The 16855-nt window shown below is 36.3% G+C and carries 9 protein-coding genes and 2 pseudogenes; 7 read left to right on the plus strand and 4 right to left on the minus strand.

Annotated features, from left to right (window positions below; translation table 11 throughout):
• Positions 1 to 31: 31 nt before the first annotated feature.
• From HMPREF9699_RS11600 to sppA, 3 genes are all read right to left on the minus strand, one after another.
• The gene (locus tag HMPREF9699_RS11600; protein ID WP_081580599.1) at positions 32 to 331 is read right to left on the minus strand and encodes an SPASM domain-containing protein; all 300 of its coding nucleotides are present in this window, start codon (positions 329 to 331) and stop codon (positions 32 to 34) included.
• Positions 332 to 817: 486 nt separating this feature from the next.
• On the minus strand, positions 818 to 2896 hold the full coding sequence (locus tag HMPREF9699_RS09490) for a TonB-dependent receptor plug domain-containing protein (protein WP_002664379.1): 2079 nt from the start codon (positions 2894 to 2896) through the stop codon (positions 818 to 820).
• A gap of 298 nt (positions 2897 to 3194) precedes the next feature.
• Positions 3195 to 4949 carry a signal peptide peptidase SppA gene (gene sppA / locus HMPREF9699_RS09495; RefSeq protein WP_002664381.1) on the minus strand — a complete coding sequence of 585 codons (1755 nt, stop codon included), beginning with the start codon at positions 4947 to 4949 and terminating at the stop codon, positions 3195 to 3197.
• Between the two features lie 27 nt (positions 4950 to 4976).
• On the opposite strand from sppA, the gene folK reads away from it, so the two are divergent.
• From folK to HMPREF9699_RS09530, 7 genes and pseudogenes are all read left to right on the plus strand, one after another.
• Positions 4977 to 5396, plus strand: coding sequence for a 2-amino-4-hydroxy-6-hydroxymethyldihydropteridine diphosphokinase (gene folK, locus HMPREF9699_RS09500; protein ID WP_002664382.1), 420 nt, complete (start codon positions 4977 to 4979; stop codon positions 5394 to 5396).
• 13 nt (positions 5397 to 5409) lie between these two features.
• Positions 5410 to 6516 (plus strand): hypothetical protein, encoded by a 1107-nt coding sequence (locus HMPREF9699_RS09505; protein WP_034985926.1) that lies wholly within the window; start codon positions 5410 to 5412, stop codon positions 6514 to 6516.
• Positions 6517 to 6578: 62 nt separating this feature from the next.
• Positions 6579 to 8060 carry an OmpA family protein gene (locus HMPREF9699_RS09510; RefSeq protein ID WP_002664384.1) on the plus strand — a complete coding sequence of 494 codons (1482 nt, stop codon included), beginning with the start codon at positions 6579 to 6581 and terminating at the stop codon, positions 8058 to 8060.
• 75 nt (positions 8061 to 8135) lie between these two features.
• Complete coding sequence (locus HMPREF9699_RS09515) at positions 8136 to 10037, plus strand: RecQ family ATP-dependent DNA helicase (protein WP_002664385.1); 1902 nt, start codon at positions 8136 to 8138, stop codon at positions 10035 to 10037.
• A 42-nt stretch (positions 10038 to 10079) separates the two neighbouring features.
• The gene (gene fmt / locus HMPREF9699_RS09520; protein WP_002664386.1) at positions 10080 to 11030 is read left to right on the plus strand and encodes a methionyl-tRNA formyltransferase; all 951 of its coding nucleotides are present in this window, start codon (positions 10080 to 10082) and stop codon (positions 11028 to 11030) included.
• Between the two features lie 6 nt (positions 11031 to 11036).
• Positions 11037 to 14271 (plus strand): annotated as a pseudogene (locus tag HMPREF9699_RS09525) (hypothetical protein).
• Positions 14272 to 14275: 4 nt separating this feature from the next.
• Positions 14276 to 14995 (plus strand): tRNA1(Val) (adenine(37)-N6)-methyltransferase, encoded by a 720-nt coding sequence (locus tag HMPREF9699_RS09530; RefSeq protein ID WP_002664389.1) that lies wholly within the window; start codon positions 14276 to 14278, stop codon positions 14993 to 14995.
• A gap of 237 nt (positions 14996 to 15232) precedes the next feature.
• Here HMPREF9699_RS09530 and HMPREF9699_RS10850 read toward each other — a convergent pair.
• Positions 15233 to 16855 (minus strand): annotated as a pseudogene (locus tag HMPREF9699_RS10850) (hypothetical protein); the annotation flags it as partial.

Below are 16855 nucleotides of genomic sequence, written 5' to 3' on the forward strand. Positions count from 1 at the left end.
CCCAAACGATACATTATTTTAATAGCTTTACTCATAACTTATTTATTTCTTCTAAAAAAATTTGCTTTACTTGATTTATTTTTTTACTCTCATCAAAATCATATATACAGAATCCTTTTCCGATATTCTCAATATAATGCTGAGAACAACTCCCATTACATATTGGTAAAATCTTACATTCTAAACAGGGAGCATTTGAAAATTTAATATTCCTCCTAACATAAAATTTATCATTCCAAATTAACTCTCCTTCATCATCAATTACCCCTTCACTATTTTCTGAAGTGAAATCTCTTGCAGTACACTTAAAAATATTCCCATCATAATTGATTGTAACATGATTTTATTTATCTGCATAACACGAATTTCTAACACCATCAAAATAGTTAAAATTAACATTTAAATCAAAATCACGCAAATCATCATTAAATTTTTCAAGTTCTTGGCCAGTGATCATATTCGAATCTTGCCATACTTTATGTGTGCTTATCTTCAAAAATCAATTTATATAACTCTTCACAAAAATCGTTACCATATATCACGCCCTTAACTTATAATGTTTATTTAAAAGTTGAGAGAATTTCGCTGTAAAATCATATCACAAATGTAAATAAAGAAGATGTTCTCAACCTGTGATCTAAATCACAATTTCCACAAAAACAGTAATTTATATTCAGTATAAATAACCACCTCTGAATCCCTTTTTTTTCAATTATCACCCAAAAAATCAGCACTTAACATTTGCTTTAAAGAAAGCATATCTATACCTACTTCAATTGTTTGGCGCCTTTTACAATATTGTAGGGATAAATCATATCTAAAAGCTCACTGCCCCTTGGGTTTGGTTTTGGAGTTTCTTTTGCATTTGCAACTTTTTACCAAAGGAAAAATCATAGCTAAGCCCGAATGTGAGCATGTTTTTGTTATTAAAAATCTGAGAAGAACTGCTGAAATTCACAAGGCTACCATCTAAACTCTTCGTTTTGTATTGTGCAGAAACTCCCATAAATAAATAAGAGAAAGTGAATTGCCAATTCTTTAATTGATAGCTTGCAGAAAAATGATTGCTATTTTCACTCATTTTTAAAAATGAACCGTCTAGTGCATATACGGGAATATTAAAATAATAGGCAAATCTCCAGTTCTTATACGCAGAGGATAAATTAAAATTATTCCGAATATATTGATTTTTAAACTCTCTTCCATCAGACGCTACCAATCTGGTACTGATGGGCTGTAAATAAAAACCAAGTGCCAATATTTTAGTACCAAAAGGTTTTATGGTACCGCTTACTCTTACGCCTATTTCCTTATAATCTTTTGCATTTTCGTAGAGAAGCGCATATCCACTGGTTACAGGATCTTTTACATAGAGTTCTGCAAAATATTTATTTACCATATGATAAAACACCAAAGCATTTAGGTCTAAATATTTATTCCCAATAGTATATGCCAGATTATTTCTGAAAACATGCTGAACCTCCAGCTGTGGGTTTCCTCTTTTGACAATGTTAGGAGCAACCTGAACCACATTGGGACTCAGTGCGGCTGCCCAAGGGCTATTAGAAGTGTACTGGGATGTAAAACGAAGAGATTGATTGCCTTTTAAGCCATAGCTTAATACCAATTTTGGTGTAGGAGCCCAATCATTTTGGGTGGACTCGGCACCTTTATTATGCACATTGGTTACCCCTAATCCTATTCGGTAATTTAGTTTATCCCATTTTCCAGAGTATTCTGTATAGAGGTATTGTTCTAAATAATTAACATCAAATAGGGTATGTCCCAAAAGATTGGTTAAATCATTAGAAATTGCCGTATTGGAAATTCTATAGCCAGAGCTTAATTTCCCTTTTTCAAACTGATGTGTATGAGAAACCTCTCCCACTAAGCCTGTTTGCTTGGCTTTTAATTTCATGTCATTATTAAAAACATCCACACCAGTTGCTACATCCCACTCTTTATTAAATTGATCAGAATGTGTTATATAGTGTGAACCTACGAAATTAAAAATCAATTCATCTCTTTTACCTAAGTTTTTAGACAAGTAAAGATCAAGCGTAGGGTTAGTATAATTATTCCCCGTAGTTTCTTTCGCTTGGTGTGTGGAAGTTAAGCCATTACGAGAAAAGAGGTTTTCCATACGCCCTCTACTGTACGCGGTAAACGGATTGATGGTGAATTTTGCCTGAAAAGTATAATTGTCCGAGGCTACATTCGCATATCTTGCGGTAATATCTTGCATGGTATAGCCAAACTTATCTTTTCTGGAAATATCTGATACATAATCAACACGGTTTAGTTGATACTCATAACCTTCCTTAGCCACTCTATTATCATAATCCCTATAATTGACACTGTATTCTAAACCGAAATCATGTTTCCCCTGAGTGTAGCCTATATAAGCGGAGCCATTCACGAATCCTGTCTGGGGAGAAGATTGATAATTTATGCCGTAGGAGTATCCCATTTCTGGATTTCGGGTAATGATATTGACTACCGTATCTGCTCTGCTCGCCCATCTTGCTGGTGGAATATCGTAGTACAGAACTCTTACCACATTGGTAGGAGCGATACTTTTAATTTGATTGTCTGTGGCTTCTATGCCATTGACTAAAAATAAAGTTTTTCCCCCTTTGATGCTCTTAATGGTATTGCTCATCGGGTCCAGCTGAAGCTCTGGCAGAGTTTCCAGCAAATCTTTGGAGTGCATTGCCCTCTCTAAGGCTTCTTGGTCAAAGGTATAGGCAGCATGGTCTGTATATTGTTTTTTGCGTTGTGCCTTAATCAAAACCTCTTGAATTTGTTTAGACGCTTCTACGCTGTCTTTTTTTATTTCTTGTGCCGATGCTAAACCTGCACATAAAAGGGACAAAGTTATGGTTAGCTTTTTCATAGCTCAAAAATCGTAATTCTATTTACTTTTAGCTTTATCGCTGTAAAAAATTGTTGCGAATTTAGGACTTATCGAAAAAAAAATATGTGATCTAAATCACAGTTTCCACAAGTACAGTAATTTATATTCAGTATAAATAATCATCTCTGATTTGTTATAAATTAAATCAAATTAAGAGGTTTAACAAAAGTTCATATGCAATATATATTGGAAATCATTGGATACAACCTAAAACAAATAATCCCTTTCAAACTTATTTTGAGAGGGATTATTTATTATAATAGAGAATGAAATGTTTTTACTGAATAGTAATCTGATACGGCATAGCCATCATAATCTCAGCATTTTTTCTATCTTGCAGAAACATTTGTAATACCTGATAATTTCCTTTACCTAGTTTTCTTTCTAGCAATTTAGCGGTAAAAGGTTCCTCCTCCAAATCTTGTAAAAACTGCTCAAAGGGACTGGTCTTAGAAGGATAGGTTTCTACATTGTATTTCTTCAAATTCGCCTTCTGAGCGGCAAATTTTATAGCATCCTCTAAAGTTCCCAATTCATCTACCAATCCATTTTTGAGTGCCATTTTACCCGTCCATACTCTACCCTGTGCAATATTATCCACCTGCTGATAAGTCATTTTTCTATTTTTCATCACATGTGCCACAAATTGCTTATAAGTAATCTCTACACTTCTGGTAAGCATCGCTTCAGCACCAGGTTTCAGCCCATTAATAATGGAATGGAAAGAGGAATTTGCGTGAGTCTGTACATCATACGCATGAAACCCATTTTTATTCGCCAATTCTTTTACATTAGGAACTACTCCGAATACTCCAATAGATCCAGTAAGTGTATTCGGTTCTGAGAAAATTCTATCTCCCGCCATAGCAATATAATACCCCCCCGAAGCGGCATAATCTCCAAAAGAAATCACAAGAGGTTTCTTTGCCTTGAGTTGGTGTAATTCATATAAAATTTCATCTGAAGCATTAGCACTTCCTCCTGGGGAGTTCACCCTAAGTACCACTGCTTTTACCACCTCATCATCTGCTAGTCTTTTAATTTCCTTTATAATAGATTCTGAATGTATTCCATTTGAACCCTTTCCGCTATTGATTGCTCCCGATGCATAGAGCACAGCAACGGATTCTTTTTCATCTGCTTTTTTCTCGATAGTGGTAGCATACGCGTTAATGGAAATCGTGTTCAGTTCTTCTCCTTCCTTAACATTAAGTTTATTTTTAATGAAATTTTGAAAAGCACTCTTATGAGCCAATTCATCTACCAATTTATTCTTCAATGCAGACTCTGCTATGAAAGCATCTAAACTGTCTACTACTTTGTTAAAATGCGTTGGATTCATCTTTCTAGAAGCAATCATCTTAGGAGAAACCTCCTCCCAAATCCCATTGAGCAATGCAGTAAGCTGCTCTCTATTTTCTTCAGAAATATCATCTCTCAAGAGATTTTCAATGGCAGATTTATATTTACCATATCTCAGTACGGAAAAACCTATACCATACTTTTCTGCAAATTCTTTCATATAAACTACCTCACTGGCTAAGCCTTTCAGCTCTATACCTCCTACTGGATTTAAGAAATAACGATCTGCCACCGAACCAAGGTAATACGATGATTGAGATACATTATTCCCATAAGCGTACACAAATTTGCCTGATTTTTTAAAATCTTCAATAGCCGTTCTAATATTATCTATATGAGTAAGATTCGCATTAATAAAATCAGCCTCTATACTTATTCCTTTGATATTTTCATCTGTTTTAGCGTTTTTTATTGCTTCTAATGCTTCATAAATAGTCAAGCTGTTCCCTTTTTTTCCGAAAGATAAAAAATCTATTTTTTCTTCAGACGGACTATCTAATATGGTGGTTTCATTATTCATGATTAATACGGAATTGCCTTTTACTTTTAGTTTTGAATCACCAGACGAAGCACCTATAATGATAAACAAAAACATAAAGCCTACCATCGTTCCGATGAGAATAAACATGGCGACCAAATTGGCAAAAACTAACTTTAGAAAATTTTTCATATCTTTATAATCATAAAATTTGACAATATGTCGTTCAATAAGGTTACTTTGTTACTTGGAACCAATTTAGGAGACAAGATAAAAAATATAGAAAACGCTCTTTCACGGTTACAATCAATAGGTTGCGTTATAGAAAAAAAGACAAAAATTTTAAATAATCCTCCTGTTGAGTTTCGTAGTTCTAATAATTTTTGTAATATTGCAGTCTTAATTAGGACTGAGTTATCTCCTATACAGTTATTAAAATCTATAAAGGAGATAGAAAGAGAAATGGGCAGGACAAATGATTCTAGGGATTTAGGCGGTTATATAGATAGAATTATAGACATTGATATAGTCATGTACAATGGACTAAAATTTCAATCTAAGAAACTAGAAATCCCACATCGTAAAAATCTATATGAAAGAGATTTTTCTATACGGCTCATCCATCAATTATCGATATAATAAAAGCGAATATATGAAATTTAAACTTGTACTTTTGGCCACGCTGCCCATTGCGATGTATGCTCAAGACACTAAAAGTGTTGCAGACATCACAAACAAAGGACTTCCGAATACTTTTACTTCGAAGTCGGCAAAAGTGGAAAAGTTCACTAATTCTTCTAAGCGATTCAATGATTGGGCAATCTCTATAGGTGTTGGTCCGGCGTTTATTGCTCACGGAGACTTGGTTTCTTTCTATGATAAAAAAGTAAATTGGGGCTGGAATGCTTATGTAAGTTTAGATAAGCAAATTTCTCACGCATTTGCTATCAGCCTACAGTACCAAACAGGAAAAACATACCAACAAGGTAAACTGCCTGGTGTATGGGGAGAACTTGCAGGAGTGGCTTCAGCAAATACCAAGTTCCACCAAATTTCCGTATTAGGGGATGTAAATCTTTCCAATATGTTAAGAAGAGTGGATAATCGTTCTAAATACCGTTGGGCACTCCACGCCTATGCAGGAATGGGCTTACAATCTTATGACACTTATTTGCTAGACAATAATGAATCTGCTCTTCCTAAGTATACTGGAGATGATCAAATCATTGTAAACCAACCTTTAGATTTTGCTTCTTTCTTCTATCAAGGAGGACTTGGTTTAAAATATAAAGTTTCTAGATTTATGGATGTAGAAGCAAGAGCGATGTACATTGTAACTGGAGATGATGAATTTGACGGTGGAGGATATGATTTCCATCATCAAAATCCTCAAGTAGCTTACAATAGAATTAATAGTTCAAGATCTGATAACATGATGACTTTCAATCTTGGAGCATCATTTAAAATCGGTAAGCATGAGTCTCATTTAACTTGGCATGATCCACTTCAGGAACTATATGGTAAAGTACATATCTTAGAAAACGCGTCAAAAGATTTTACCGTATGTGAAAAAGGAGACCAAGACAATGATGGTGTATGTGATGATTGGGATAGACAACTAAATACTCCAGCAGGAGCTCGTGTAGATGGTGCAGGTATGGCATTAGACATTGATTTAGACGGCGTAATAGATCTTCACGATAGATGTGTTACCGTTCCAGGACCAGTAGAAAACAAAGGCTGTCCTAATGTTAAGTAATTTGATTCATAAAAGTCTTTGAATCTACAATAATCATACTTTTTTTAAAATAATTTAGAATTATGAAAATACAAAATAAAATATTTGCTATTGCTTTAACTTTACCAGCCGTAATCTTCGGTCAACAAGTTAAAGTGGAAAATTCGACAGAGGTATACCCTAATACTTTTACTTCTGGTTCTTCTCATGTTGCTCCTTTTAATGACGATGTAAAGAAATTTAATGATTGGTCTATTTCCGCGGGGGTAGGTACTGCCATCGTGCAATCTGCAGACTTGAACTCTATTAAAGCTACTAATCATGGAGGAAACAAATTAGGATGGACAGCTTATGTAAGTGTAAATAAAGCCATTAATCATACTTTCGGATTGAAATTACAATATGACATGGGACAAACCATCCAAGGTGCTTACAATCCTAAGAAATATGACGCTACAATGGATTATAAAAGCCCAGGTGCTAGAACTGAGTTCCAAATGGTTTCATTACTTGGAGATGTAAACTTCTCTAACCTTCTTAGAAGAGTAGATAATAAGTCTAACTACAGATGGGCGATCCATGGATATGCTGGTTTTGGTTTATTAGCATTCAAAGCGTTTCAATCTAACAAAAGTCCTGAGAAGCTAATGACAGAGGTAAAACCTTTCACTACGGCTTCTATGATTTTCCAAGCAGGCTCTGGTTTAAAATACAAAATCAACAAAAGATTTGATACTGAACTAAGAGTAATGTATGTATATACTGGTAGTGATTCTTTCGATGGTGGCGGAGAGCCATATAGTACTATCAACCAAATGCAAGAGCCTGTATCTGATAACATGATCACAGGAACACTTGGTCTTAACTATAAAATTGGAAAACACGATTCTCACCTCTTCTGGCATGACCCAATGCAAGAACTTTACTACAAAACAGATGTACTAGCTACAAAAAATCAAGAAATAGAAGTATGTAAATCTGGTGATAATGATAATGATGGCGTATGTGATGATTGGGATAGACAGCTAGATACTCCTGCAGGTGCTCGCGTAGATGGTGCAGGTGTAGCTCTTGACACTGACCTTGATGGAGTTATTGATCTTTACGATAAATGTGTAGCTGTTTTTGGTCCAGCATCAAATAATGGCTGTCCAGTAGCAGAAGTGGCTAAACCTGTAATAAAAAATTACACAGTAGTAGTAAACGAAGTAAACAAAAACTTTGAAGGAATTGAATTCGCACTAGGAAAAGATGTCATCCGCCCTAAGTCATTCCCTAAATTGAACAAAGCTGCTGAAATCATTAAGACATTAGACAGTAATGATCAGTTCTTGGTAATTGGTGCTACAGATACTCGTGGAAATGCAGAGCTCAACTTAGACCTTTCTCAAAGAAGAGCTGATGCAGTAGTAAAATACTTAGTAAGTAAAGGAGTTCCTGCACACATGCTTATCTCTGAAGGTAGAGGTAAAAATGACTTGAAATACCCTGAGTGTGATCCTGCTTCTAAATGCCCTGAGTGGAAAAACGAAGCCAACAGAAGAGTATATTTCCAAGCAAAATAATCTTTGATCATTAATATTTTACAGAAGTTGTCCTAAGTTTTAGGACAACTTTTTTATTTTTTGTAATTTTAGCACATGCAAAGGGATTCAGAATTAAAAAATTTACTTCTACAAACGCTCCACTATTACTGGAAACATCAAGCGTTTAGAGCGTTACAAGAAGAAACTATACGCTCTCTACTGCAGGGGAAAGATACCCTTACACTGCTTCCTACAGGTGGTGGAAAATCACTTTGTTATCAGCTACCTGCAGTTCTATCGGAGGGAGTATGCATCGTTATTTCTCCCCTTTTAGCACTCATGAAAGACCAAGTACAGAGCCTTCAAAGAAAGAATATTCCTTCTGCCTATTTATCCTCTGAAATGGAAGATTATCAAATGGATGAAATATACCAAAAATGTAAAGAAGGGCTTATCAAAATTCTTTTTATCTCTCCTGAAAGGCTTTCTCATCCAAGCTTTATTTATAACTTTCAGGAAATAAAAGTGTCTTTCATTGCTGTAGATGAAGCACACTGTATTTCCGAATGGGGACAAGATTTCAGACCAAGCTACCAAAACATTAAAAAATTTAGAGCACAATTTCCACATCTTCCATGTCTGGCACTAACGGCAACAGCAACTCCTAAAGTAATAGAAGAAATCAGTAAAAAATTAGAACTCCAAGCGCCTAATATCTTCAGAAAGAGCTATAGGAGAGAAAACCTTTCTCTACATGTATTAGACATCGTGGATAAGTATGAATTCATCTACCAATTTTTGGCTCAAAATAAAACTTCAGGACTTATCTACACGCGTACAAGGAAAGAAGCTGAAGATCTCTTTCACTTTTTAAGCAAAAGAAATATTGACAATATAGACTTTTTCCATGCTGGACTTCCTACTGCTGAGAAAAATAAAAAACAAAGAAAATGGCAATATTCTAATGTAGATACCCTCATTTGTACCAATGCTTTTGGAATGGGAATTGACAAAGAAAATGTACAATTTGTCATCCATCTATCACCTTCACAAAGTATAGAGAATTACTATCAAGAAATAGGAAGAGCAGGAAGAAATGGTGCAGAAGCATATACCTTTCTCCTATGGAATACTGCAGAACTGAAAAGCATAGATGGCATCATCCACGCTCAAACGCCATCTAAACAAGAGTTTAGTACCATTGTAAGAGCGGTGTACAGCCTATGCCAAGTGGCAGATCATGAGCATACATCGGTTACATTTCAGTTACCCATAGAAAGAATAGAGAAAGTAACTAAAATCCATAGAAAGAAAATAATAAGCGTACTGAATTTTCTTCATAATCAAGAAATCATCTACCATAACACCCGAAAAAGGCCTTCTTCTATTGAGCTAAAAATATCCACAGAACAGATAGGACTCATGGGAGCTAATACGGAATATTTCCTAGAATTATTACTGAGAAATATCCCTGGTATTGCTCAATACAAGGCTTATTTTAACGAAGAAAAACTATTAGAAAAACTACAAATTAACGCTTTAGACTTTCAGGAAAAAATCCGTGAACTAAGTCGATTAGAAATCTTAGAATACATGGACGGGCAGAAAAGTAGCATCCAATTTCTCACTCCCAGACAAGACTATAAAGTAGAAAAAGAATACTGGAAACTCTTCTATCAAATTCAGAAAAATAATATCCAAAAATGGGAAGAAATGAAATTCTTCATCCAAAATCAGTCCCATTGTAAAATGAAACTGATTCTTTCCTATTTTGGAGAAAAAAGTAATTTTGAAAAATGCAACCAATGCTCCGTATGCCACCAGTATCCATGGAACAATGCACAGCCTCTTTCCACTAAAATCATTGAACTTTTGGCACTTCACCCTATGGGCATTGATGAACTCGCCATCCGATTAATCCATTTCGATAAGGAAACCATCTTAGAGACCGTAATTGAACTCCGAGAGGCGGGCATCATCACCATGCACGATTTTAGAACTTATCGTTTGGCATAGACATGCTCACTCCAAAAACAAAATTTCATTTATCTTTGTTCCATGAAATCATTAAAAGTAGTATTCCTTGGCACTCCTGATTTTGCTAAAGCCTCATTAGATGCCATTCATCAGTCTCATCATCAAGTAGTAGGCGTAGTAACCGTCCCCGACAAAGCCAGTGGAAGAGGACAGAAAATAAACGCATCTGCAGTAAAAAAATATGCTGACGAACATCAAATTCCTACCTTTCAGCCTGAAAAACTGAGAGATGAAAACTTCTTAAAAGAAATCCAAGCTTTGGAAGCAGATGTCTTTGTGGTAGTAGCATTTAGGATGATGCCCAAAGTACTCTACAGTATGCCCAGATTAGGCACCTTTAACCTACACGCCTCATTATTACCTCAATACCGAGGTGCCGCCCCCATTAATTTTGCGGTCATCAATGGTGAAAAAGAATCTGGCGTTACCACTTTTTTCATCAATGATAAAATAGACGAAGGAGAAATCTTGCTTCAAGAAAAAACCGCCATTACCGATGATGATAATGCAGGTACCTTACACGATAAACTGATGGTCATAGGAGCAGAATTAGTAGTAAAAACGCTCGATGGCTTGGCAGATGAAACTTTAGTTGCCACCCCTCAAAAAGTAGAAGGTGAACTGAAAAATGCGTATAAAATTTTCAAAGAGGATACCCTTATCTCTTGGCAAAAACCACTATCTGAAATTCATAATTTCATCCGTGGACTTTCTCCCTACCCTGCGGCACTCACCACTGTCTTGATCAACGGTCAGCCTAAAATTTTTAAAATTTTCGGAGGTAAGTATCATGTAGAAAATCATCACCACCCTGTAGGAACCATCATTCGAGATAAAAAGGAACTTAAAATTTATACAAAAGAAGGTTACTACGCCCCTAGCGAAGTTCAGATAGAGGGTAAAAAACGAATGGACATCATCAGTTTTCTTAATGGACTGAGAGCAGAGGATACTATGACACTGGAAAAATAGAAACCAATGACGCACTGGTGGAGATTATTTTTAGGTTTTCTGCTCTGTGTGCCGTTACTACTTTCGGCACAGATTTTTAGCTGGAAAAATCCTAACTTTCCCAATGACAGCATCCCTGCAGACTCCATCATCAGTGCTAAAATGGAAAAAGATTTTTTCACAAGAGATACACTGGATTTTATCCGACTGAAAAATAAAATCCTAATAGATGAAGCGGTTTTGGTAAAAAACGACAGAAAAAAAATCCTTGGAGACCTCAATGCCAAAGGTTCTTTCGTGCGGGGTATCTCGTTTGGAAATAACCAAGGCTCTTCCGTACAAAGTGCTATGGATATGCAGATTACAGGAAAACTCTCTCAGGATGTATCCGTCATAGCCAGTATTTCAGACCATAACCTCCCTATCCAAGCCGATGGATACACACAATCTTTAGAAGAATTTGACAGAATTTTTGTTCAGCTGAACATTAAAAAGAAAAATATCCTCAGAGCAGGACATTTAGACTTGGTAGATGACAAAAGCTATTTTACTAAATTCCAAAGACGAAGCCTTGGGCTACAATTCCAAACAGAAATGGGAGAGGAAAACAAAACACTACTCAACATTTCAGCAGGAATTGCCAGAAGTGAGTTTCACAGAATTCGTTTTCAAGGAATAGAAGGTAACCAAGGTCCCTATAGGCTTACGGGGAAAAATGGCGAAAACTTCATCACCATCATCTCGGGTTCTGAGCAGGTTTTTATTGATGGTATTCTAATGAAAAGAGGGGAAAATTTAGACTATACCATTAATTATAACACCGGAGAAATCACTTTTACCAGTTTTAGACCCATCTTTAGACAAAATTTCATTACCATTTCTTATAATTATACCAATAGAAACTATAACCGATACCTCTTCACTGCTGATATAGAACACCGAAGAAATCAGTTCCAAAGTGGAATAAAATGGGTTTTATGAAACCGATAACAAAAGTGCACCACTGGCACTGCATCTTTCTCCAGAAGACAAAAAAACTTTGGCACAAGCTGGAAATAATACGGAACTCATGTATTCTGATTCAGCAGAAATCACCGAATACGATGTCAATAAAATTCTCTATAAAAGAGTATTTATAGGCAATGATTTTTACTATGAACATTCTAATGATGATTCTGAAACACTTTATCAGGTAGCATTTACCCATTTCGGAGAGGGCAAAGGAGATTATAACCTTGCTCAAACCCTAAGCAACGGTAGGGTCTTCGTCTTCGTAGGAGCCAATGCAGGAGCATATAAAGCTGTAAGAAAACTGCCCGCTCCACAGAGTACCCAAATCCTCGCCTACCATGCCCAATACCACTGGAACAAAGGAAAAATAGGAACAGACATTGTGTACAGTGCCTATGATGCCAACCTCTTTTCCTCCAAAGATGCCGAACAAAATAGTGGCTATGCCACAAGAGTCTTTGGGAACCACCAATGGGAAAAACACCTCTGGAAAGCGACTACTGCTTTTGAATACCAAAGAATCAGCAGTAGGTTTCGTATTCTGGATAGAATCAATAGTGTAGAATTTGCCCGAGATTTTAACCTCGCTCAAGAGTTTAACCAAAATACTCAAAACCGCCTCATCTTTCATTTCATGAATACATGGAATACACAGTCATTTGCAAATTATCAATTGAATTTTCTTCACGAAGAAGGAGGATACAAAGGCCTTAAAAACGATATTGACTTCCGATGGAAAAAAGAAAAAAGCGAAACCACAGGTAAAATATCATTCCTAAACACCCAATCCGAAATAGAAAAAACGGAGTTCCTTAGAGCTCATATCACTCAGCATTTTCATACCCGATGGGGACATTCTTCGGTAGGGGCTTCCATGGAAAAAAACATGAGAAAATACATACATAATAATACCTTTGACTCAAGCAGCTTCGGCTGGAAAGAGCTCTTCATACAGCACAAAATAGGAGATTCTGTACGCACCAAACTCTTAGCCAAAGCCTATTTTAGAGACAATGACTCTATCCGTGAAAATCGACTGATAAACCTACATAAAATCATCGGTACTCAGATAGAAAGCCACCTGATAAGAAATAAAAATACTACCCTCAACGCCCTACTTCACTACAGAAAGTTCTTTGCCCAGCATGGAACCCAAGTAGTTCCTCAGCAGGACTATCTCATAGGGAATCTTGTTTATCATCAGCAACTCTGGAAAGGAGGAATGAGGCTCCAAGCCTTTTATGAGCTAGGCAATGGACAGGAAGCTCAAAGAGAATTCCAATACCTAAAAGTAGCCGATGGAAAAGGTATTTACAAGTGGACAGACTATAATGGTGATGGAATACAGCAGTTGGACGAGTTTGAAATAGCCGAATATGCAGACCTCGCTCAATACATTAGAATCTACACCAATGCCATTCGGTATTTACCTTCTAATAAAAATAAAACTCAATTTTCCCTTTTTCTAAATCCTGCTACACTATTCAATTCGGAAAATAAATTCCTGAAAAGATTCCAACTGAATCTCTCTCTCAATAGTCAAAATGCTTATCTCAAAAACAATCGGTTCTGGGTACTGAATCCTTTTGAAAAAAATAAAGACCAAATCCTTAAAAATCAGACACTCTTGGCAGCACTCCAGTTTCACACCAATGAAATCTCTGGATGGAATGGAGTCTATAGATTTACTGAAAACAATCACATTCTAAATGCCAATTTTAGCCAAGAAGCTAGAGCTTCTAAAACACATCTCCTCACCATAGGCTATTGGTTTCATAAAGATTTCCGAATAGACTGGGAAAACACTGCCACACAAATCACCAATGCTTCTGAAGTGCTAAGCAATAGAAATTTCTTGCTCCATAATATTGAAACACAGCCTAAACTGACCTATAAATTCTCCTCCGCTTTCCAGTCTGAACTTTCTGGAAGCTGGAAGTATAGGAACAGAAAAGATGGCGAAGAACGCCTTAGAACATTAGATATTACAGGTACACTCCAGTGGGAATCTAAAAAAGCCTCCCTAAGAGCCAGTTTCTCTTGGATAAAAAATGATTTTACAGGCAATAGTTTTTCCCTAGTGGGAAACCAAATGCTAGACGGCCTGAAAACAGGTGTAAATAAAGTATGGACAGTCTTTTTTCAGCACCCAATTAATTCTTTCATCATGCTGAATATGAACTATGAAGGAAGAAATTCTGGTGAAAAGACCATTCACATTGGCAGTATGCAGCTCAAAGCCAGTTTTTAATATCATGAAGAAAAGAAAACCTTTTTATTTCCAAAAATTTAAAATAGAACAGACCCATGATGTATTTGCCGTAGGAACAGACGGGGTACTTTTAGGGGCTTTATGTGGGTGTGAAAATGCCAATACCATCTTAGAAATCGGTACTGGAACGGGGCTCATCTCCCTCATGATGGCTCAGAGAAATCCCTCAGCAAGAATTCATGCAGTGGACATTCATCTTCCCGCGGTAAATTTGGCCCAACACAATTTTAAGCACAGCCCTTTCGCAGAAAGGCTCACAGCAACACAAGCAGACATCAACACCCTCACACTCCATGAGAAAACAGCATGTATCGTGTGCAATCCACCTTTTTTTGAAACCAATGAATCTGAAAAACATATCTTAGCGAGACAGCAAATAACGCTGACCTATGCACAGCTGATTCATTTCGCTGCAAATCACCTCACCGAAACAGGGCTACTCTCCGTTATTATTCCTCATCAAGATACTGAAAAATTCATCACTACCTGCACAGAACAAGCACTTTACCTCATCCGGAATATCCATATCTTCGGAATACGAGGCGGAAAAGAAATTCGGAATATTGTAGAATTCAGTAAAAAGCCGCGTGCTCCCCTCCACCAAGATTTCGTAATAGAAGAAATGCCCAGACATTATTCAGCACAATATTTAGAAGCCACAAAAGCCTTTCATCAGTTTAGGCGAGAATGTACCAAATGTTAGAGATTAGAAATTGTACAATGTACAAAGTAGAATGTATAATGATTTTAGAGGTTAGAGATGAGATTTTAGAGGTTAGAAATTGTACAATGTAAAAAGTATAATGTACAATGATTTTAGAAATTAGAGGTTAGAAAGCTAAAAGGCTAAAAAGTTAGAAGCCAACTGCTAGCAGCCCAAAGCCATAAACTGATAAAAAAAGCCCTATCAGAACTACAACTCTGATAGGGCAAAGTAAAATTATTGGATGAGCTTCTCTAATCTTTCCAAACGAGATTCTAATGCTGCATTCTTAGCTTCAAGCTCTTGAATTTTAGATTCTTTAGCTTTTAATGCTTTGTCTTGCTCTATGCTGTGCAAGTAAAGCTCTTCTATTTTCTCCACATTGGTCAGCTGCGTTTCCATTAAATCTACATATCCTTGCGCTTTAATAGTCTCCGCAGATTTATACCCTGGTAAGTGTCCATTCGCTTTTACAAAATCTTCTACTTGGCTTAGGGATTTGAAGTTATAATCTGCCTTGATAGACGAAGTTCCTGTATAGTACTTTTGGAATACATAATCTGGGAAGATAGTGGCTCCATTGGTACCTTTAAACGAAGAAGCAAACATTTGTCCTGCGTCATTAATCGTTATAATATTGTCCGTTCTATCCGTACCATCTGCTTTTACTGCCAATTTCACATGATTTCCATCGGTTTCCCATACCGCTCGAGCCAAAGCTGTAGAAGCGTTTCCTACTTTAAGCACCCCATCTGCTGTTACGAATACCGGACGGTCTCCTGTACTTGCTACATTGGTACTAACAGAATGTTTCAAATCTCCAAAACGGATTTGCCCTGCTCCTGTATGGATAGCACGGTTAATAGATGTACCCCCTTCTACATTTTCAATATAGAGCCCTATATTATCTGTTATTGTTGGAATAGTACCACCCGAAACTGCTCTAAAACCATCTATGAGAATACCTCTTGCTCTTTTAATTACAGGTGCCGAGTTATGAAAATTTCTTAACATAACGACTCCTCCTACAAGATCATCTATTTCCGATGTTGATCCATTTTGAATATGAACATTAGATACATTACCGAATACTTTATTTATTTTTCCTGTTCCTCTTATATAAGCATATGACTCTTCTCCTCTTAAATTCTTTAATGGTTGAGATGAATAAGTAACTGCATTGCTTCTAGTACCATAAATATTATCTGCAGATCCATTGATAGCCAAAAGTGCCTCTGTATTTTCCCCTAAAATATTTACTATTTTTTGAGAAGCATTATATCCTACATAATTACTGCCGCCCAATACATTTTTTAATTGTTTTAATCCATTTAAAGTAGAAGGTACATATAAAACACTATTGGTATTTCTAACTTCTGTAGCTTTATTTGGAACTTCATTTAAATATGTTTCATTGGTATATGTATTAGCAGATATATTTCCCCATACAGTTGGTAAAAGATCAGCGGGTACTTCTATATTAGAGCCGAATATTCTGTTATGTTTTTTAGAAAACAGATAATTCTCAGTAGGAGGATTTGCATCTACTTCTTGAAGATTTTTCGAGTCAAAATATTTCGCAATGAGTGTAGGCTCATCTATATCTCTATGTGAACCTTTCTCTGTATAATATACCAAGTTTTTGAATGGATCGTTTCCACTTCTTTTTAAATTAATTCTCTTAGTAACAGGATCATACACCCATTCTCCACTATTTACTTCACTCCCCGCTTTCACCCACTCGGTACCATTATAGAAATAATACCCTTTTTCCGTAATCTTCGCTACTCTATTATTTACTGTAGCATCACTTCCTGCGGTGTAAGTAGCATCCGTAGCATACACCAAAGTACCTTCTAC

Origin of the sequence: Bergeyella zoohelcum ATCC 43767, from assembly GCF_000301075.1 — a bacterium.
Classification (GTDB): Bacteria; Bacteroidota; Bacteroidia; order Flavobacteriales; family Weeksellaceae; genus Bergeyella; species Bergeyella zoohelcum.

What these genes read in the sequence shown, in the direction of transcription:
- HMPREF9699_RS09515 (WP_002664385.1), top strand. Translation starts at nt 8,136, where the DNA reads ATGCAAAGGGATTCAGAATTAAAAAATTTACTTCTACAAACGCTCCAC.
- HMPREF9699_RS09510 (WP_002664384.1), top strand. Translation starts at nt 6,579, where the DNA reads ATGAAAATACAAAATAAAATATTTGCTATTGCTTTAACTTTACCAGCC.
- HMPREF9699_RS09490 (WP_002664379.1), bottom strand. Translation starts at nt 2,896, where the DNA reads ATGAAAAAGCTAACCATAACTTTGTCCCTTTTATGTGCAGGTTTAGCA.
- HMPREF9699_RS09505 (WP_034985926.1), top strand. Translation starts at nt 5,410, where the DNA reads ATGAAATTTAAACTTGTACTTTTGGCCACGCTGCCCATTGCGATGTAT.
- folK (WP_002664382.1), top strand. Translation starts at nt 4,977, where the DNA reads ATGTCGTTCAATAAGGTTACTTTGTTACTTGGAACCAATTTAGGAGAC.
- sppA (WP_002664381.1), bottom strand. Translation starts at nt 4,949, where the DNA reads ATGAAAAATTTTCTAAAGTTAGTTTTTGCCAATTTGGTCGCCATGTTT.
- HMPREF9699_RS09530 (WP_002664389.1), top strand. Translation starts at nt 14,276, where the DNA reads ATGAAGAAAAGAAAACCTTTTTATTTCCAAAAATTTAAAATAGAACAG.
- fmt (WP_002664386.1), top strand. Translation starts at nt 10,080, where the DNA reads ATGAAATCATTAAAAGTAGTATTCCTTGGCACTCCTGATTTTGCTAAA.